The 14,054-nt window shown below is 67.1% G+C and carries 15 protein-coding genes; 4 read left to right on the top strand and 11 right to left on the bottom strand.

Annotation, left to right across the window (positions count from 1 at the left end; translation table 11 throughout):
* Positions 1-11 precede the first annotated feature (11 nt).
* Positions 12-452, top strand: coding sequence for a GNAT family N-acetyltransferase (locus ACFWVD_RS15335; protein ID WP_379243072.1), 441 nt, complete (start codon positions 12-14; stop codon positions 450-452).
* A gap of 88 nt (positions 453-540) precedes the next feature.
* Positions 541-996: an SRPBCC family protein gene (locus tag ACFWVD_RS15330; protein ID WP_379243070.1), complete on the top strand. Its 456-nt coding sequence runs from the start codon at positions 541-543 to the stop codon at positions 994-996.
* A 57-nt stretch (positions 997-1,053) separates the two neighbouring features.
* On the opposite strand, the gene katG is transcribed toward ACFWVD_RS15330, so the two are convergent.
* Both katG and ACFWVD_RS15320 read right to left on the bottom strand, forming a co-directional pair.
* The gene (katG, locus tag ACFWVD_RS15325) at positions 1,054-3,279 is read right to left on the bottom strand and encodes a catalase/peroxidase HPI (protein ID WP_379243068.1); all 2,226 of its coding nucleotides are present in this window, start codon (positions 3,277-3,279) and stop codon (positions 1,054-1,056) included.
* An 11-nt stretch (positions 3,280-3,290) separates the two neighbouring features.
* Positions 3,291-3,725 (bottom strand): Fur family transcriptional regulator, encoded by a 435-nt coding sequence (locus ACFWVD_RS15320; protein WP_379243066.1) that lies wholly within the window; start codon positions 3,723-3,725, stop codon positions 3,291-3,293.
* A gap of 130 nt (positions 3,726-3,855) precedes the next feature.
* On the opposite strand from ACFWVD_RS15320, the gene ACFWVD_RS15315 reads away from it, so the two are divergent.
* On the top strand, positions 3,856-4,380 hold the full coding sequence (locus ACFWVD_RS15315) for a hypothetical protein (RefSeq protein WP_379243064.1): 525 nt from the start codon (positions 3,856-3,858) through the stop codon (positions 4,378-4,380).
* A 107-nt stretch (positions 4,381-4,487) separates the two neighbouring features.
* Positions 4,488-5,534 (top strand): fused (3R)-hydroxyacyl-ACP dehydratase subunits HadA/HadB, encoded by a 1,047-nt coding sequence (locus ACFWVD_RS15310; RefSeq protein WP_379243062.1) that lies wholly within the window; start codon positions 4,488-4,490, stop codon positions 5,532-5,534.
* A 49-nt stretch (positions 5,535-5,583) separates the two neighbouring features.
* Here ACFWVD_RS15310 and ACFWVD_RS15305 read toward each other — a convergent pair whose 3' ends face one another.
* From ACFWVD_RS15305 to ACFWVD_RS15265, 9 genes are all read right to left on the bottom strand, one after another.
* Positions 5,584-6,219 carry a LysE family translocator gene (locus tag ACFWVD_RS15305; protein WP_379243060.1) on the bottom strand — a complete coding sequence of 212 codons (636 nt, stop codon included), beginning with the start codon at positions 6,217-6,219 and terminating at the stop codon, positions 5,584-5,586.
* Positions 6,220-6,360: 141 nt separating this feature from the next.
* A complete protein-coding gene (locus tag ACFWVD_RS15300) occupies positions 6,361-6,963 on the bottom strand; it encodes an ATP/GTP-binding protein (protein WP_379243058.1) in 603 nt (200 codons plus the stop codon).
* A complete protein-coding gene (locus ACFWVD_RS15295; RefSeq protein WP_379243056.1) occupies positions 6,944-7,318 on the bottom strand; it encodes a DUF742 domain-containing protein in 375 nt (124 codons plus the stop codon). The genes ACFWVD_RS15300 and ACFWVD_RS15295 overlap by 20 nt, the downstream gene beginning before the upstream one ends.
* 12 nt (positions 7,319-7,330) lie before the next feature.
* The gene (locus tag ACFWVD_RS15290) at positions 7,331-7,735 is read right to left on the bottom strand and encodes a roadblock/LC7 domain-containing protein (RefSeq protein ID WP_379243054.1); all 405 of its coding nucleotides are present in this window, start codon (positions 7,733-7,735) and stop codon (positions 7,331-7,333) included.
* Position 7,736: 1 nt separating this feature from the next.
* Positions 7,737-10,070, bottom strand: a complete 2,334-nt coding sequence (locus ACFWVD_RS15285) for a nitrate- and nitrite sensing domain-containing protein (RefSeq protein WP_379243052.1) — start codon at positions 10,068-10,070, stop codon at positions 7,737-7,739.
* Positions 10,071-10,288: 218 nt separating this feature from the next.
* The gene (locus tag ACFWVD_RS15280) at positions 10,289-10,696 is read right to left on the bottom strand and encodes a DUF779 domain-containing protein (protein WP_379243050.1); all 408 of its coding nucleotides are present in this window, start codon (positions 10,694-10,696) and stop codon (positions 10,289-10,291) included.
* Positions 10,696-12,183: an aldehyde dehydrogenase family protein gene (locus tag ACFWVD_RS15275; RefSeq protein ID WP_379243048.1), complete on the bottom strand. Its 1,488-nt coding sequence runs from the start codon at positions 12,181-12,183 to the stop codon at positions 10,696-10,698. Before ACFWVD_RS15275 ends, ACFWVD_RS15280 begins: the two co-directional genes overlap by 1 nt.
* 87 nt (positions 12,184-12,270) lie before the next feature.
* Positions 12,271-13,518 carry a transcriptional regulator gene (locus ACFWVD_RS15270; RefSeq protein ID WP_379243046.1) on the bottom strand — a complete coding sequence of 416 codons (1,248 nt, stop codon included), beginning with the start codon at positions 13,516-13,518 and terminating at the stop codon, positions 12,271-12,273.
* A 168-nt stretch (positions 13,519-13,686) separates the two neighbouring features.
* Positions 13,687-14,001 (bottom strand): hypothetical protein, encoded by a 315-nt coding sequence (locus ACFWVD_RS15265; RefSeq protein ID WP_379243044.1) that lies wholly within the window; start codon positions 13,999-14,001, stop codon positions 13,687-13,689.
* Positions 14,002-14,054: the final 53 nt, after the last annotated feature.

Raw genomic sequence — 14,054 nt, 5'->3', positions numbered from 1 at the left:
TGCGCCCTGCCGTGCTCGCGGATGTGGAGTTGATCGCGGAGTTGCGTGCGGTGACGATGCGGTCGGATCTGGAGCGACTGGGCCGCTACGACGAGCGGCGGGTGCGGCAGCGGCTGCGGGATAGGTTCATCGCAGAGCACACCTCGGTGATCGAGGTGGGTGGTGTCTTTGCCGGCTGCGTCGCGCTCAGGCCGGCCGACGAGGGGCACTGGCTCGAGCACTTCTACCTGGATCCAGGTCGGCAGGGCGCAGGAATCGGTTCGGCTGTGCTGAGCCGGATACTCGCACGCTGCGACCGAGAGCGGATCGTCGTCCGAGTGAACGTTCTGCGTGGCAGCCCGGCCCAGCGGCTCTACCTCCGAAATGGGTTCAGTGTCGACAGCGAGACGCCCATCGACATCTTCATGCTTCGTGCCCCGAAACGGCAGGACCAGCACCGCCTGAACGGATAGGACGTGACCGGGTTGGATCGGAACACAATTGGATACGAGCTCGAGCGGAACTGTTGTCGGGCATGGTGGGGGCTGGTTCTATCGGTCGGTGACCGAAACTACTGATCAGGCGCGCGTTGTTCGTGCCTCACGTGATGTTGCCGCGAGTCCCGGCGCGATTTTCGAGCTGATCGCTGATCCCGCGCAGCAGCCGCGGTGGGATGGCAATGACAATCTCGCGCAGGCGGAGGTGGGGCAGCGGGTTCGTGGGGTGGGGGACGTGTTCACCACGACGCTGACCACCGGTGCTGAGCGTGACAATCACATTGTCGAGTTCGAGGAGGGGCGGCGGATCGCGTGGAATCCGTCCGAGCGTGACAAGACTCCGCCCGGGCATCTGTGGCGGTGGGAGCTCGAGCCGATCGACGACACTCACACGCGGGTGACCCACACCTATGACTGGACCGAACTGCACGACGAGTTGCGTCAGGTGCGGGCCGAGGCCACCACCGCTGACAAGTTGCAGGCGTCGGTGGACCGGTTGGCCGCGCTGGCCGAATCCTGATCACAGCGAAATGCCCTGCGAATCACCAGGATTCGCAGGGCATTTCGGTGTGGTGGATCAGACCAGGTCGAACCGGTCCAGGTTGCTGACCTTGGTCCACGCGGCGACGAAGTCGTGGACGAACTTCTCCTTGGCGTCGTCGGTGGCGTAGACCTCGGCGACGGCTCGCAGTTGCGAGTTGGAGCCGAAGACCAGGTCGACGCGGCTGCCGGTCCAGGTGACGGCGCTGGAGGCGCGGTCACGGCCTTCGTAGACGTTCTCGTCGGCGGCGGACGGGGTCCATTCGATGCCCATGTCGAGCAGGTTGACGAAGAAGTCGTTCGTCAACGCGCCGGGGGTTTCGGTGAACACGCCCAGCGGCGAGGACTGGTAGTTCGCGCCGAGCACTCGCAGGCCACCGATGAGCACGGTCATTTCCGGGGCGCTCAGCGTGAGCAGGTTGGCCTTGTCGATGAGCAGGAATTCCGCGGGGATCTGCGCGTCCTTGGACACGTAGTTGCGGAAACCGTCGGCCGGGGTCTCGAGCGCGTCGAACGACTCGATGTCGGTCTGCGCCTGGGTGGCATCGGTGCGACCGGGCGAGAACGGCACCGTGACCGGGAAACCGGCGGCCTGCGCGGCCTGTTCGACACCGACCGCACCGCCGAGCACGACCAGGTCGGCGAACGACACCTGCGCGCCGCCACCCGCGTTGAACGACTCCTGGATGCCCTCGTAGACCCGCACCACCTGCGCGAGCTCGTCGGGCTGGTTCACCGCCCACCCGGCCTGCGGCTGCAGCCGGATGCGACCACCGTTGGCGCCGCCGCGCTTGTCACTGCCACGGAACGACGAGGCCGCCGCCCATGCCGTGGTGACCAGCTGGGCGATGGACAGCCCCGACGACTGGATCTGACCCTTGAGCGCCGCGATCTCGGCGTCGCCGATGAGCGGGCCGTTCTGGGCGGGCACCGGGTCCTGCCACAGCAGTTCCTCCGACGGCACCAGCGGGCCGAGGTACCGCACGATCGGCCCCATGTCGCGGTGGGTGAGCTTGTACCAGGCGCGCGCGAACGCGTCGGCGAACTCGGCCGGGTTGTCCAGCCAGCGGCGGGTGATCGGCCCGTAGATCGGGTCGAACCGCAGCGACAGGTCGGTGGTGAGCATGATCGGCGCGCGCTTCTTACCCGGAATGAACGGGTCGGGCACGGTGTCGGCGCCCGCGCCGTCCTTGGGAATCCACTGGTGCGCACCGGCCGGGCTCTTGGTCAGCTCCCACTCGTACCCGTAGAGGGTTTCGAGGAAGTTGTTGTCCCAGGTGATGGGCGTGCTGTTCCAAATGCCTTCCAGCCCACTGGTGATCGCGTCCTCACCGACACCGGTGCCGAACTCGCTCTTCCAGCCCAGCCCCTGCAGTTCCAGCGGCGCGGCTTCGGGTTCGACGCCGACCAGGTCGGCGGGGCCCGCACCGTGGGTCTTGCCGAAGGTGTGCCCGCCCGCGATCAGCGCGGCGGTTTCCTCGTCGTTCATCGCCATCCGGGCGAAGGTCTCGCGGATGTCGACGGCGGCGGCGATGGGGTCCGGATTGCCGTTGGGCCCTTCGGGATTGACGTAGATCAGACCCATTTGCACTGCGGCGAGCGGTCGTTCGAGGTTGCGGTCACCGGTGTAGCGTTCGTCGCCCAGCCAGGTGTTCTCCGGTCCCCAGAACACGTCCTCTTCGGGCTCCCACGCGTCTACGCGGCCGCCACCGAAACCGAAGGTTTCGAAGCCCATCGACTCGAGCGCGACGTTGCCGGTGAACACGATCAGGTCGGCCCAGGACAGCTTGCGGCCGTACTTCTTCTTCACCGGCCACAGCAGACGACGCGCCTTGTCCAGGCTGGCGTTGTCGGGCCAGCTGTTGAGCGGGGCGAACCGCTGCATGCCCGCGCCCGCGCCGCCGCGACCGTCACCGACCCGGTAGGTGCCGGCAGAGTGCCAGGCCATCCGGATGAAGAAGGGACCGTAGTGGCCGAAGTCGGCGGGCCACCAGGGCTGCGAGGTCGTCATGACCTGTTCGATATCGGCCTTCACCTGCGCCAGATCGAGGGTGGCGAACTCCGCGGCGTAGTCGAAATCGGTGCCCATCGGGTTGGCCACAGCCGGATTCTTCTGCAGCAGAGTCAGATTGAGCTGGTTGGGCCACCAGTCACGGTTGCTGCCACGGGCGTCGGTGGACGCGTAGGGCCGGTGCATGACCGGGCAACCACTGTCTCCGGGTTCCGTGTTGGCTTCCGCGATAGGTGGGTGTTCCTGGGGCACGGTGGATCCTTTCAGGAGGGTGATGATGATGTCGTGCATTCGGGGCACCGGCCCCAGTAGATGACCTCGGCTTCGTCGACGACGAAACCGAAGGCATCGGGGGCAGTCAGACAGGGCGCGTCGCCGACACTGCATTCGACATCGACGATCACCCCACAGGATCGGCACACCAGGTGATGATGGTTGTCGCGCACACGGGTCTCGTAGCGCGCGACGGTGCCCATCGGCTGGATCCGCCGGAGCAGTCCGGCGCTGGTCAGGGCCCGCAACACGTCGTAGACGGCCTGTTGGCTCACGGCGCCGAGGCTGGCTCTGACCTGGCCCAGGATGGTATCGGTGTCGGCGTGCGGATGCTGGTGCACGGCAGTCAGGACCGCCAGGCGTGGCGCGGTGACGCGCAGCGAGGCTGTGCGCAACATCCGTTCGAAGTCCGATGTGGTGGACACATTCCAGAGTATGACTCATTCCAGATGGGCGGGGGAGAGGTTTGCGCGATGAGTTGTGCTGACATTTCGGGCATTTCGCGCAATACTGACGCGGAGGCTGGGCTCGGGGAGTCCGGTCCATGAGCGTGGGGTGTCAACGTTGAAAAGTCAGTGGTATGCCGTGTCCGCGATCGCGGCGGCCCTTGTTGTCGGTGGTTGCGAGTCGGGTCAGTCGACCGGCGCCGCGTCGACCAGTTCGTCGACCGCGAGCACGCCCCAGAGTCTGGTCATCCCGGAGGTGCCGTCGCTGCTGGATCGTCGCGGCGAGAACGGCGAGGTGGTGCAGCAGAACGGGCTCAACGGTGCGGGCACGTTGAAGATCGAGAACGGCAACAGCAGCGATGTCGCGGTCGTGGTCACCAACGGCGACCCGAAGAACCCGCAGGCCACGATCTACGTGCAGGGCAATTCCAACGCCACGCTCAGCGGAATCGACGGCACGTACTACGTCTACATGAAGTCGGGCAAGGACTGGGATCAGGCCACGCTGGGGTTCACCCGCAACCGTGATTTCTCGAAGTTCGACGACTCGTTCGACGGTGATTCGGACTGGACGATCACGCTGCAGCCCTCGGTGGGTGGCAACGCGAGCACCAGCGACGTACCCTCCTTCTAGCCGCGTCGGGCGGGCATGGAACTGTGAACTGTGCCAACAAATACCCGGCCCGACTGCGCGTCGACTAGCCTCCCGGGTGTCCATCCCCCGAACGAAGGTGATTCATAGTGACTTCCGTAGTCGATGCCCGCGCTGTCGATGCCCCGGATACCGCGTCGAAGGTAGGGCATTACTACCGGGTCGACGGCGTGTACGAGGTCGGTCGCGAGAAGATTCGCGAGTACGCGCGTGCGGTGCAGGACTTCCATCCCGCCCACTGGGAGGACGAGGCGGCCGCAGCGCTGGGCTACCCGGGTGTGGTCGCGCCGCTGACGTTCGTGTCGATCCCGGCGATGGCGGCCAACAAGCTGCTGTTCGAGTCGGTGGTCGTGGGCTATGACATGTTCGTGCAGACCGAGCAGGTCTTCGAACAGCACAAGCCGATCGTGGCGGGCGACCGTCTGGTGGTCGATGTCGAGCTGACCTCGGTGCGCACGGTCGCGGGCAAGGACCTGATCACCGTCACCAACACGTTCGTCGACGAACTGGGCGAGACCGTGCACACCATGCACACCACGGTCGTGGGCATCACCGGTGAGGACGGCGCCGATCCCGAGATCACCGCCGCGGTGGAGAACATCATGCTGCACGGCGTGAAGGTGTTCAGTCAGGACCGCAGCGCGCAGGTGGAGACCACGCTGCGCCCCGAGGGCGAGGTGCGTTTGTCGGTCGAGGGTGCTGCGCGCGTCCCGAGCACCACGATGTCGTTCGACGAGCTGACCGTGGGCGACGAGCTGCCCCTGCGCGACGCCCGGATCTCCCGCGGTGACCTGGTCAACTACGCGGGGGTGTCCGGCGACAACAACCCGATCCACTGGGACGAGAAGATCGCGGGCCTGGCCGGTCTGCCCGACATCATCGCCCACGGCATGCTGACCATGGGTCTGGGCGCGGGCTTCGTGTCCAGCTGGTCGGGCGACCCGGGCGCGGTCACCCGCTACGGCGTGCGCCTGTCGAACTACGCGATCGTGGCCAGGGAAGGCGGCGAGGTCGAGTACGCGGGCCGCGTGAAGTCCCTCGATCCGGCCACCCGCACCGCCGTGATCGCCATCGTGGCCAAGTCCGGCGGCCGCAAGATCTTCGGCCTGGCCACCGCGAACCTGCGCTTCCGCTGAGTTCTCGCTGTCGCGGTGGACCCGGTCGCCGGGTTCGCCGCGACAGCTGTCAGTGGGTGCCCGCGAACGCCACGCTGGTGCCGAGGCCGATGATCATCGCGCCACCGGTGCTGCCCACGGCTTCCAGGCGGCGAGGGGAGCGGGCGAACCAGCCGCGCGCGGTGGCCGCCAGTACTGCCCATACGCTGTCCGACAGCATTTGAATGGCGAGGAAGATCGCGCCGAGGACCAGCAACTGGGTGGTCAGCGGACCCGCGGCCGGCTCGGCGAACTGCGGCAGCACCGCCCCGAAGAACACCACAGTTTTCGGGTTGGTCGCCCCGACGACGAAACCCTGACCGAGTAGTCGGCGACCCGACACCGCGGGCGCGGAAGCGTTCATCGCCGTCGCGAGTTTCTTGCGGTCACGAATCGCGGTGACACCCAGGTAGATCAAATACGCGGCACCGATCACTTTCACCACAGTGAACAGCACCGTCGACGCCATCAGGACCGCACCCAACCCCACCGCGACCACCACCAACGGCACCGTCGACCCGGCCACCGCGCCGGCGACCGTGAGAATCCCCGACCGCCGCCCCAACGTCAGCGCCCGCCCGATCGCGAACAGCACGTTCGGACCGGGGATCACGATGATGATGAACGCCGCGACGGCGAACGCGACCGCGTTGGACAGTGGCACCATCGACGGAACTTAACAGTTTCAGCCAGGGCGGTCGAGTGGATATCGCGGTGGCTACCAAAGGCATTGGTACGTCACATGTTTCAGCCGCGCAGTGCCGGGAGGGGGTCAGGCCGAGCCCCGCGCCGGGCTCGGCCCAGCCGCTCAGGTGGTGACGGGGGTGCGGGCGGCGCGGTCGATCAGGTACTCGACCAGGTGGGTCAGCACCGCCTTGGCCGAGGGTCGGTCGCGGGCGTCGCATAGGATGACCGGGGTGTTGGGGTCCAGGTCCAGTGCGTCGCGGACCTCGTCGACGGTGTAGCGCGGGGCGCCGTCGAAGCAGTTCACCGCGATCAGGAACGGCAGGCCGCGCCGTTCGAAGAAGTCCACTGCCGCAAAGGAATTGCTCAACCGGCGGGTGTCGGCGAGCACGATCGCACCCAGCGCGCCACGGCACAGCTCGTCCCACAGGAACCAGAAGCGGTCCTGTCCGGGCGTGCCGAACAGGTACAGCACCAGGTCCCGGTCGATGGTGATGCGGCCGAAGTCCAGTGCGACCGTGGTCGTGTGCTTCTGCTCCACCCCCGACAGGTCGTCGACGCCGGTGCTGACCTCGGTGATCAGCTCCTCGGTGCGCAGCGGCGCGATCTCGCTGATCGAGGCCACCATGGTGGTCTTGCCGACGCCGAAGCCACCGGCGATGAGAATCTTCACCGAGGCGGCCAGGTGCTGGTCGCCTGCGGTCGGGTCAAAGTTTTCGGATGCCATCCAGAACCGCTCGCAATATGTTGAGGTCACCGGCACCGGCCTGCGCCGTTACTGGAGCCCGGAAGATGAGGTGGCCCTCGGCGATGAGATCACCGACGAGGATCTTGGTCACCGCCAGAGGCAGTTTCAGCACGGCCGAGACCTCGGCCACCGACTGGGGACGCTTGCACAGCTGCGCGATCGTCCGGTACTCGGGTTCTGGCTTGCGCAGGGTGGGGGCGGGATGTACTGCCACCACCACCGTGAGCATGTCCAGGTCGTGCGCCGCACCCATGGTGCGACCGCGGGTCACCGCGTACGGCCGGACCAGGGGTCCGGCCGCGTCGTCGAACCACGGATCGCCGAGTCGAGTCATTGTCGAAACTTTCTATAGCTGCGCATGCCCGTGCCGCGGTTCCGCCGACAGATAATTGCCGACCCGCGTCACGGTGAGATTCATTTCGTAGGCGACCATGCCGAGATTCGCCGACTCGGTGGCTTGCAGTGCCAGACAAGCGTTTTCGCCCGCCGAGGTCACGAACAGCACCGCGCGATCGAGCTCGATCACGGCCTGGCGCACGCCACCACCGTCGAACCGGGCGCCCGCGCTGCGCGCGAGACCGTACAGGGTCGACGACATCGCGGCGAAGTGTTCGGCGTCTTCACGCTTCATCTGCGTGGAGCGACCCAGCAGCAGTCCGTCGGTGGACAGCACGACCGCGTAGCGGACCCCTGCCAGCCGGTCGACGAGATCGTCGAGTAGCCAGTTGAGATCACCGGGGGAAGAGTTCACCTCAGCCTTCCTGTTCGTCCTGTTTCGAGGTGGCCGCTTGGTTGCGACCCTGACGGGTGCCGTTCTCGATCGCGGACATGATGTCGCGCGCCTGTTCGGCGGTGCGGGGGCGTTCTGGTGCGCGCGGCGCCGGTTCGACGGCGGGCTCGGCCAGTTCGGGCGCCAGGTTGGACTGCCTGCTGCGCCGCGGCAGGGCGGGCCGGTCGTCGGAGTCGGGCTCGGTGTCGAAGCGCGGGGCCTGCACCGCGGGGATCTGCGGGGCGGGCGCCATCGGTCGCGGGGTCGGCGGGTCGGCGACCAACGTCGCCACGGGCGAGGGCGCGGATTCCAGGGCGGGCAGCGGTTCGGACGCCACGGGCAGACCGCGACGCAGCGGACCGGTCATCGCGGGCGGCACACTGGCCATCTCGGCCTCCCCGGCCAGCAGCTGCTGGGGGATGAGCACGATGGCGCGGATGCCGCCGTAATCGGATTCGCTCAGCCGCACCGAGACCCCGTGGGCCAGCGCCAGTCGCGCGACCACGAACAGACCCAGACGTGAGTCCGACGACAGCGTGCCGACGCCGAAGTCCGGCGGATCGGCCAGCATGGCGTTGTAGCGGACCAGTTCCTCGGAGCTCATGCCCATGCCCTGGTCGGTGATCTCCACGACCACACCCTTGCCCACGACGTTGCCGCCCGCTTCCACGCGCGACTGCGGCGGGGAGAACGCGGTGGCGTTGTCGACGAGTTCGGCGAGCAGATGCACGAGGTCGGCCACCACGGCGCCCACGACAGTGACCTCGGGCAGCTTGGTGACGCGCACCCGCGCGTAATCCAGGGTCTCGCCGATGGCGCTGCGCACCACGTCCATCACCGGCACCGGGTTGCGCCACTGACGGCCGGGGCGTCCGCCGCCGAGAATGATCAGGTTCTCGGCGTTGCGGCGTTCGCGGGTTGCCAGGTGGTCCAGTCGGAACAGCGTCTCGAGCAGGGCCGGATCCTCTTGTCGCCGTTCGGCTTCGTCGAGGATCTCGAGCTGCCGGTGCACCACGATCTGGCTGCGGTGCGCGATATTGAGGAACACCGCGCGCACGCCCTCGCGGGTGCGGGCTTCGTCGACGGCGGCACCGATCGCGGCGGCGGCGGCGTGCTCGAACGCGTCGGCGACCTGGCCGATCTCGTCGCTACCGAAGTCCAGCTTGGGCGAGGTGGCCGCGGCGTCGACCTCGCCACCCTCGCGCAGGGTGCGCATGGTGGCGGGCAGCTGCTCGTCGGCCAGCTGCAGCGTCTGGGTGCGCAGTCGACGCAGGCGGCGGATGATCCGGTTGGCCAGGATCACCGCGACCAGGAACACCAGCACACTGAGCGCGACCACGCCACCACCGGCCAGCAGCGAGGTGGTCTGCGCGTTGTTGGCGGAGTCCGCGGCCAGCGTCTGCACGATCTTGTTGTGTCCCACATACAGATCCAGCAGCGCGCTGTTGACGAAGCCGGTGGCGTGCTGCCATTCCGCGGGCGAGGCGGGCAGCGGGGTCAGGGTGCCCGGCTTGGCGCCGATCGCGGCGGGGTCGGAGTAGCGCACGATCAGCGCGGAGTTCATCGCGATGACCTGCTGCCACTCGGGGCTGGCCATCAGCGCGGTGATCTGTTCGCGTTCGCCCGGCTCGAGCTGCGGTGTCAGCGCGACCAGACCGGTCTGGAAGTGACCGCTCTGGCGCATGAACTCATCCAGCGGAATCGCGAGCGCGCCGTCGGCGGCCATCAGGGCGGTGCCCAACGTGTTGGCGCGCGACATCGATTCGATGACCGCGAGCAGTCGGTCGCCGTAGGTGGCCTTGACCGCGAGTTCCGCCGACGGCGCCTGCAGCGAGGCGACATTGGACCCGGCGGAGAACTTGTCGATGACAGTGTTGAAGAAGAAGTAGGCGTCGGGCGTGGGCAGCATCCGCGCGTCCACGGCGGCGCGGATCTGGGTCTGCGCCTGCAGGAACTGGTCGTAGGCGGCTTGGCTGTCGCCGATATCGACGCCGTTGACCGAGCGAAGCTTCTGCACCGCGACGTTCATCTTGGTGAACGAGTCGTCGGCGCGAGCGCGCGCGCCGGGCAGCGCGGGCGCGGCGGTCTCGTCACCGGCCAGCAGCGCCAGTGTCAGCGACCGTTCGGACTGGAAGGCTTCCAATTGCTCCTGGACCGGACTGACCATCGACTGCAGTTGGTTGGCCCACGCTTCGGCCTCGTTACTCTGCTTGACCAGGTATCCGGCCGCGCCGACGCCGACCACCACCAGAGTCAAACTGGGTATGAGGGCAATCGCCAGAATCCGGGTTCGCACACCGAGTCTCGCTAAGAACATCGCCACAACGTAACGGAATCGTTGCACATCTGTCGTGTGGGTCTCGTTGAGTGGGACGCGATTTGGCATGTGCGGAAACGCATTTGCTATATGGGTCGACTACGGAAGAACGGCGAGCTCACCCCGCCGGCTGAGTCGCGATGACCCAGTCGGCGGGGGCTCGCCGTGACCTGGCAGCGACGGGAAATGTTCCGCCAGGTCAGGTTTCGGTGGCGCCGCTACAGCGTGCGGTCGGCGCCGGTGCGTGGCGGCGGTGCCGCGGCCAGTGCCGCGTGCTCGGCCTCGGTGAGCTCGCGGGCGCGCAACACGAACCGCACCCCCTCGCCCGCCTCGAGTGAATCGCCCACGGCCTGACCGTGTGTCACGTCGACGGTGAGGTGGGTGTCTTTCCAGCATTCGAATTGTGCTGGGCTGATCCAGAATTCGGTGTGCCAGGCCAACCGGCCGAGCAGGATGTCGGCCTTCTCGATCGGAAACTGCTTGGTGGACAAGCACACCGGCGCGCTGTCGTCTTCGCAGCATTCCCCGGCCTGCCGGAACAGCACGGGTCCGTTGTCTTCGATGAGTCGGCGCAGCAGGTTCTGTGCGCGGTCGGTGATCTCCACACGGTGGATTCGGTTCTGCATCAGAACATCCCGAGTTTTGTCGTGGAATAGCTGACCAGCACGTTCTTGGTCTGCTGATAGTTCCCCAGTGTCATGGCGTGGTTCTCCCGGCCACCCTGGGCGGGGTAGGCGTGGTAGCAGTTGGTCCAGATCCGGTCGGCGGTGATCCCGCGGGCCAGTGCGCGGGCGGTATTCATGTCGCGGGTCCACACGCCGGCGCCGAGGCTGTAGGCGGTGTCGTTGGCGATGCGGATCGCCTGGTCGACGGTGTCGAAGGGGGTCACCGCCACGACCGGTCCGAAGATCTCCTCCTGGAAGATCCGCATCGTGTTGTCTCCGGAGAAGATAGTGGGTTCGATGAAATACCCACCCGGCAGTCCGTCGACCTTGCGTGCTTCCCCTCCAGTGAGCACGCGGGCGCCTTCGGCTCTGCCGACGTCGAAATAGGACAGGACCTTCTCGAACTGGTCGTTGCCCGCCTGCGCGCCGATCATCGTGGCGGTGTCCAAGGGGTGGCCGGACACGATGGCCTCGGTGCGGGCGATGGCGCGGGCGAGGAACTCGTCGTAGATCGAGGAGTGGATCAGCGCCCGCGACGGGCACGTGCACACCTCGCCCTGGTTCAGCGCGAACATCACGAACCCCTCGACGGCTTTGTCGAGGAAGTCGTCGTCGGCGGCCAGCACGTCGGCAGCGAAGATATTCGGGCTCTTACCGCCCAGTTCCAGCACGACCGGCACGATGCTCTCGCTGGCGTACTGCATGATCAGCCGCCCGGTGGTGGTCTGCCCGGTGAAGCCGATCTTGGCGATGCGAGGGCTGCGCGCCAGCGGCCTGCCCGCTTCCACGCCGAACCCGTTGACCACGTTGAGCACCCCGTCGGGCAGCAGGTCCGCGATGAGCTCCACCACCAGCAGCAGCGACGCCGGGGTCTGCTCGGCCGGTTTGATGACCACACAGTTGCCCGCCGCCAGCGCCGGCGCGAGTTTCCTGGCGGCCATCAGGATCGGGAAGTTCCACGGAATGATCTGCGCGACCACTCCGAGCGGTTCGTGGAAGTGGTAGGCGACGGTGTCGTTGTCCAGCTGTGACAGCGAACCCTCTTGCGCGCGAAGCACTCCCGCGAAATGCCGGAAGTGGTCGACGGCCAGGGGCAGGTCGATGGTCAGGGTTTCGCGGATCGGTTTGCCGTTGTCCCAGGTTTCGGCCACGGCCAGGGGTTCCAGGCTGTTCTCGATCCGGTCGGCGATCGTGAGCAGGATGTCGCTGCGTTCGGTGACCGAGGTCGCGGCCCAGCGTGGGGCGGCGCGGTGCGCGGCCTCGACGGCCATGTCGATGTCGGCGGCGGTGGATCGGGCCACCGCGCAGAAGGTCTCGCCGTCGACGGGGGAGGTGTTGTCGAAATACCGGCCTTCGACAGGGGGTGCCCAGTCACCCCCGATGAAGTTGTCGTATCGGGGGGCATAGCTGACTATGCCGGTGTCCGATCCGGGCTTGCCGTAGATCATGCGCCTCGCTCCTTGCGACCTGTGCGTCGTGCTGCACACTATGGTCGGACAAGGTTGGTACGAGGTTGGTGAGCGTGTTAGCGCAGGTCAGCCCTGTCGCGCGGTGAAAAGTCGGGCGGTCACCACGGCGCGACGCACATCGTCGCGGGGCAGCAGTCGCAGTGCGTGTTCGTGCACGGCGACATCGCCCGCGCACCGCTGACCGAATGCCACAGCGTGCTCGGCCCGGTCGCTGTTGAGCACCGCGTTGCGAATGCCGACATCCAGGTGCGCGCGCCACTGTTCGACGCCGGGCAACTCCGACCCCGGCAGCAGCGGCCCGCGATACAGCCACAGCGCCGACGTGAGGTCGCCGCCTTCGATGGCGGCCAGCAGGTCCACGGCGTCGCAGGAGACCGGCCCGGTGAGCATGTACCGCCGGTTGGCGATCTCGCCGCGCGTGGCCCGACGCAGGTGCGACACATCGGCTTTGAGGGTGTTCAGCGACACCGCCCGTTCGCCGTAGACCGCGGCGTGCAGTTGTTCGGGGGTGTACCCGTCGGGTTCCAGGGCGAGCAGGGCCAGGATCTCGAGTTGCCGTGGCGGCAGCGGAACCGGTCGCCCGTCACGCAAAAGCCTTGCTGCGCCCAAACATTCGAGCCGAACACCGGGCGCGGGGGTGGGCGCTTCGGCACGCAGCATGGTTTCCACTGCGGTCACCAGTGCGCGCACCGACGTCATCACCATCGGATGCGAGCGTTCCCAGGTCGAGGACAGGTCCAGCACGCCGACCTGCCGCCCGTCGGGGCCGTGGATCGGCGCGGAGTAGCAGACCCACCCGTGCAGTGCGGCGACCAGGTGTTCGGCGGAGAACACCGTGACGGCCTTGTCGTCGTGCAGTGCCAGGGACAGTCCGTTGGTGCCCATGTGGCTTTCGTCCCAGACCCCGCCGGGCGCGAAGTTCACGGCCTCGCCTTGACGGCGCAGCGCACGGTCGCCGGCGGTCCACAAGATGGTGCCCGATTCGTCACTGACGACAGCGAGATAGCCCGATTCCTCGGCCATGCCACGTAATTGGCCCGCGAGTTCGGTGACGGGTCGGCGCAGCGGGGATTCCGACCAGCGGTCGCTGATGTCGTTGAATCCGGGCGCGACCTCGACCGACGGGTCCACGGTGTGCAGGGACCGCTGCCAGGATTTAGCGACGTCGGTGCGCACGGCACCGGTATCGCGCGGCAGTGTCATGGGGCGCGAGGGTGCGGCCAGGCGGTGCCACTGTTTCTCGATCTGGACCCGATAGTCGGACAGATTGTCGGGTCTTGCTCCGCCGGCGATCGGGTTGTCGTGTGGCCCCACGTTCACTCCCTGCTCGTCGGCGGCGCACCGGTGCTGCCGCTGAGAACCGGTGTGGCGCTTCCTGTCTATCAGGTGCGCGCCCGTGCCGCCGAACGTTTGCGACCATGGCTGCGAGGCCGCCGGTGTTTTCCCTGTCTTGCGGCCTTGACGCCGATTACTTGCCGCCGCTTACTTATTCAGGAAGATCCCGGCGATATCGGCGTTCTTGATCGGGGTGTCGACGTTGCGCTGCGTCGCGCACAGCAGGTCCACCTCCACGATCTTGGAATCGATCACGTTCTCCGACGGTTGCTTGCCGGACCGCTGTTCGACCGCCTTGGCGATGGTGATCCGCTTGGTGGCCGGTTCCTGGTTGACGTAGTCGCGGCAGCTGGTGTCCGCGCCCTGGTTGAGCACCTTCTCGACCTCGGTGCACCCGCCGATCAGCATCGCCAGCACCGCCACGCCCACCGCTGCGGCGCCGGTTCGGGTGTTGGCGTGCATGGTTCCTCCTGAAGTCGTTCGCTGCGCGGGATGCGCGTGGACGACAGCTTATG

Source organism: Nocardia sp. NPDC058666 (assembly GCF_042714895.1).
Lineage (GTDB): Bacteria > Actinomycetota > Actinomycetes > Mycobacteriales > Mycobacteriaceae > Nocardia.
This window is presented reverse-complemented; position numbering and strand designations above follow the sequence as displayed.

Coding starts and splice junctions, on each gene's coding strand:
- ACFWVD_RS15305 (WP_379243060.1), bottom strand. CDS start 6,219: ATGGTGCCACTGTCCAACGCGGTCGCGTTCGCCGTCGCGGCGTTCATC.
- ACFWVD_RS15300 (WP_379243058.1), bottom strand. CDS start 6,963: ATGGCATCCGAAAACTTTGACCCGACCGCAGGCGACCAGCACCTGGCC.
- ACFWVD_RS15295 (WP_379243056.1), bottom strand. CDS start 7,318: ATGACTCGACTCGGCGATCCGTGGTTCGACGACGCGGCCGGACCCCTG.
- ACFWVD_RS15285 (WP_379243052.1), bottom strand. CDS start 10,070: ATGTTCTTAGCGAGACTCGGTGTGCGAACCCGGATTCTGGCGATTGCC.
- ACFWVD_RS15280 (WP_379243050.1), bottom strand. CDS start 10,696: ATGCAGAACCGAATCCACCGTGTGGAGATCACCGACCGCGCACAGAAC.
- ACFWVD_RS15275 (WP_379243048.1), bottom strand. CDS start 12,183: ATGATCTACGGCAAGCCCGGATCGGACACCGGCATAGTCAGCTATGCC.
- ACFWVD_RS15265 (WP_379243044.1), bottom strand. CDS start 14,001: ATGCACGCCAACACCCGAACCGGCGCCGCAGCGGTGGGCGTGGCGGTG.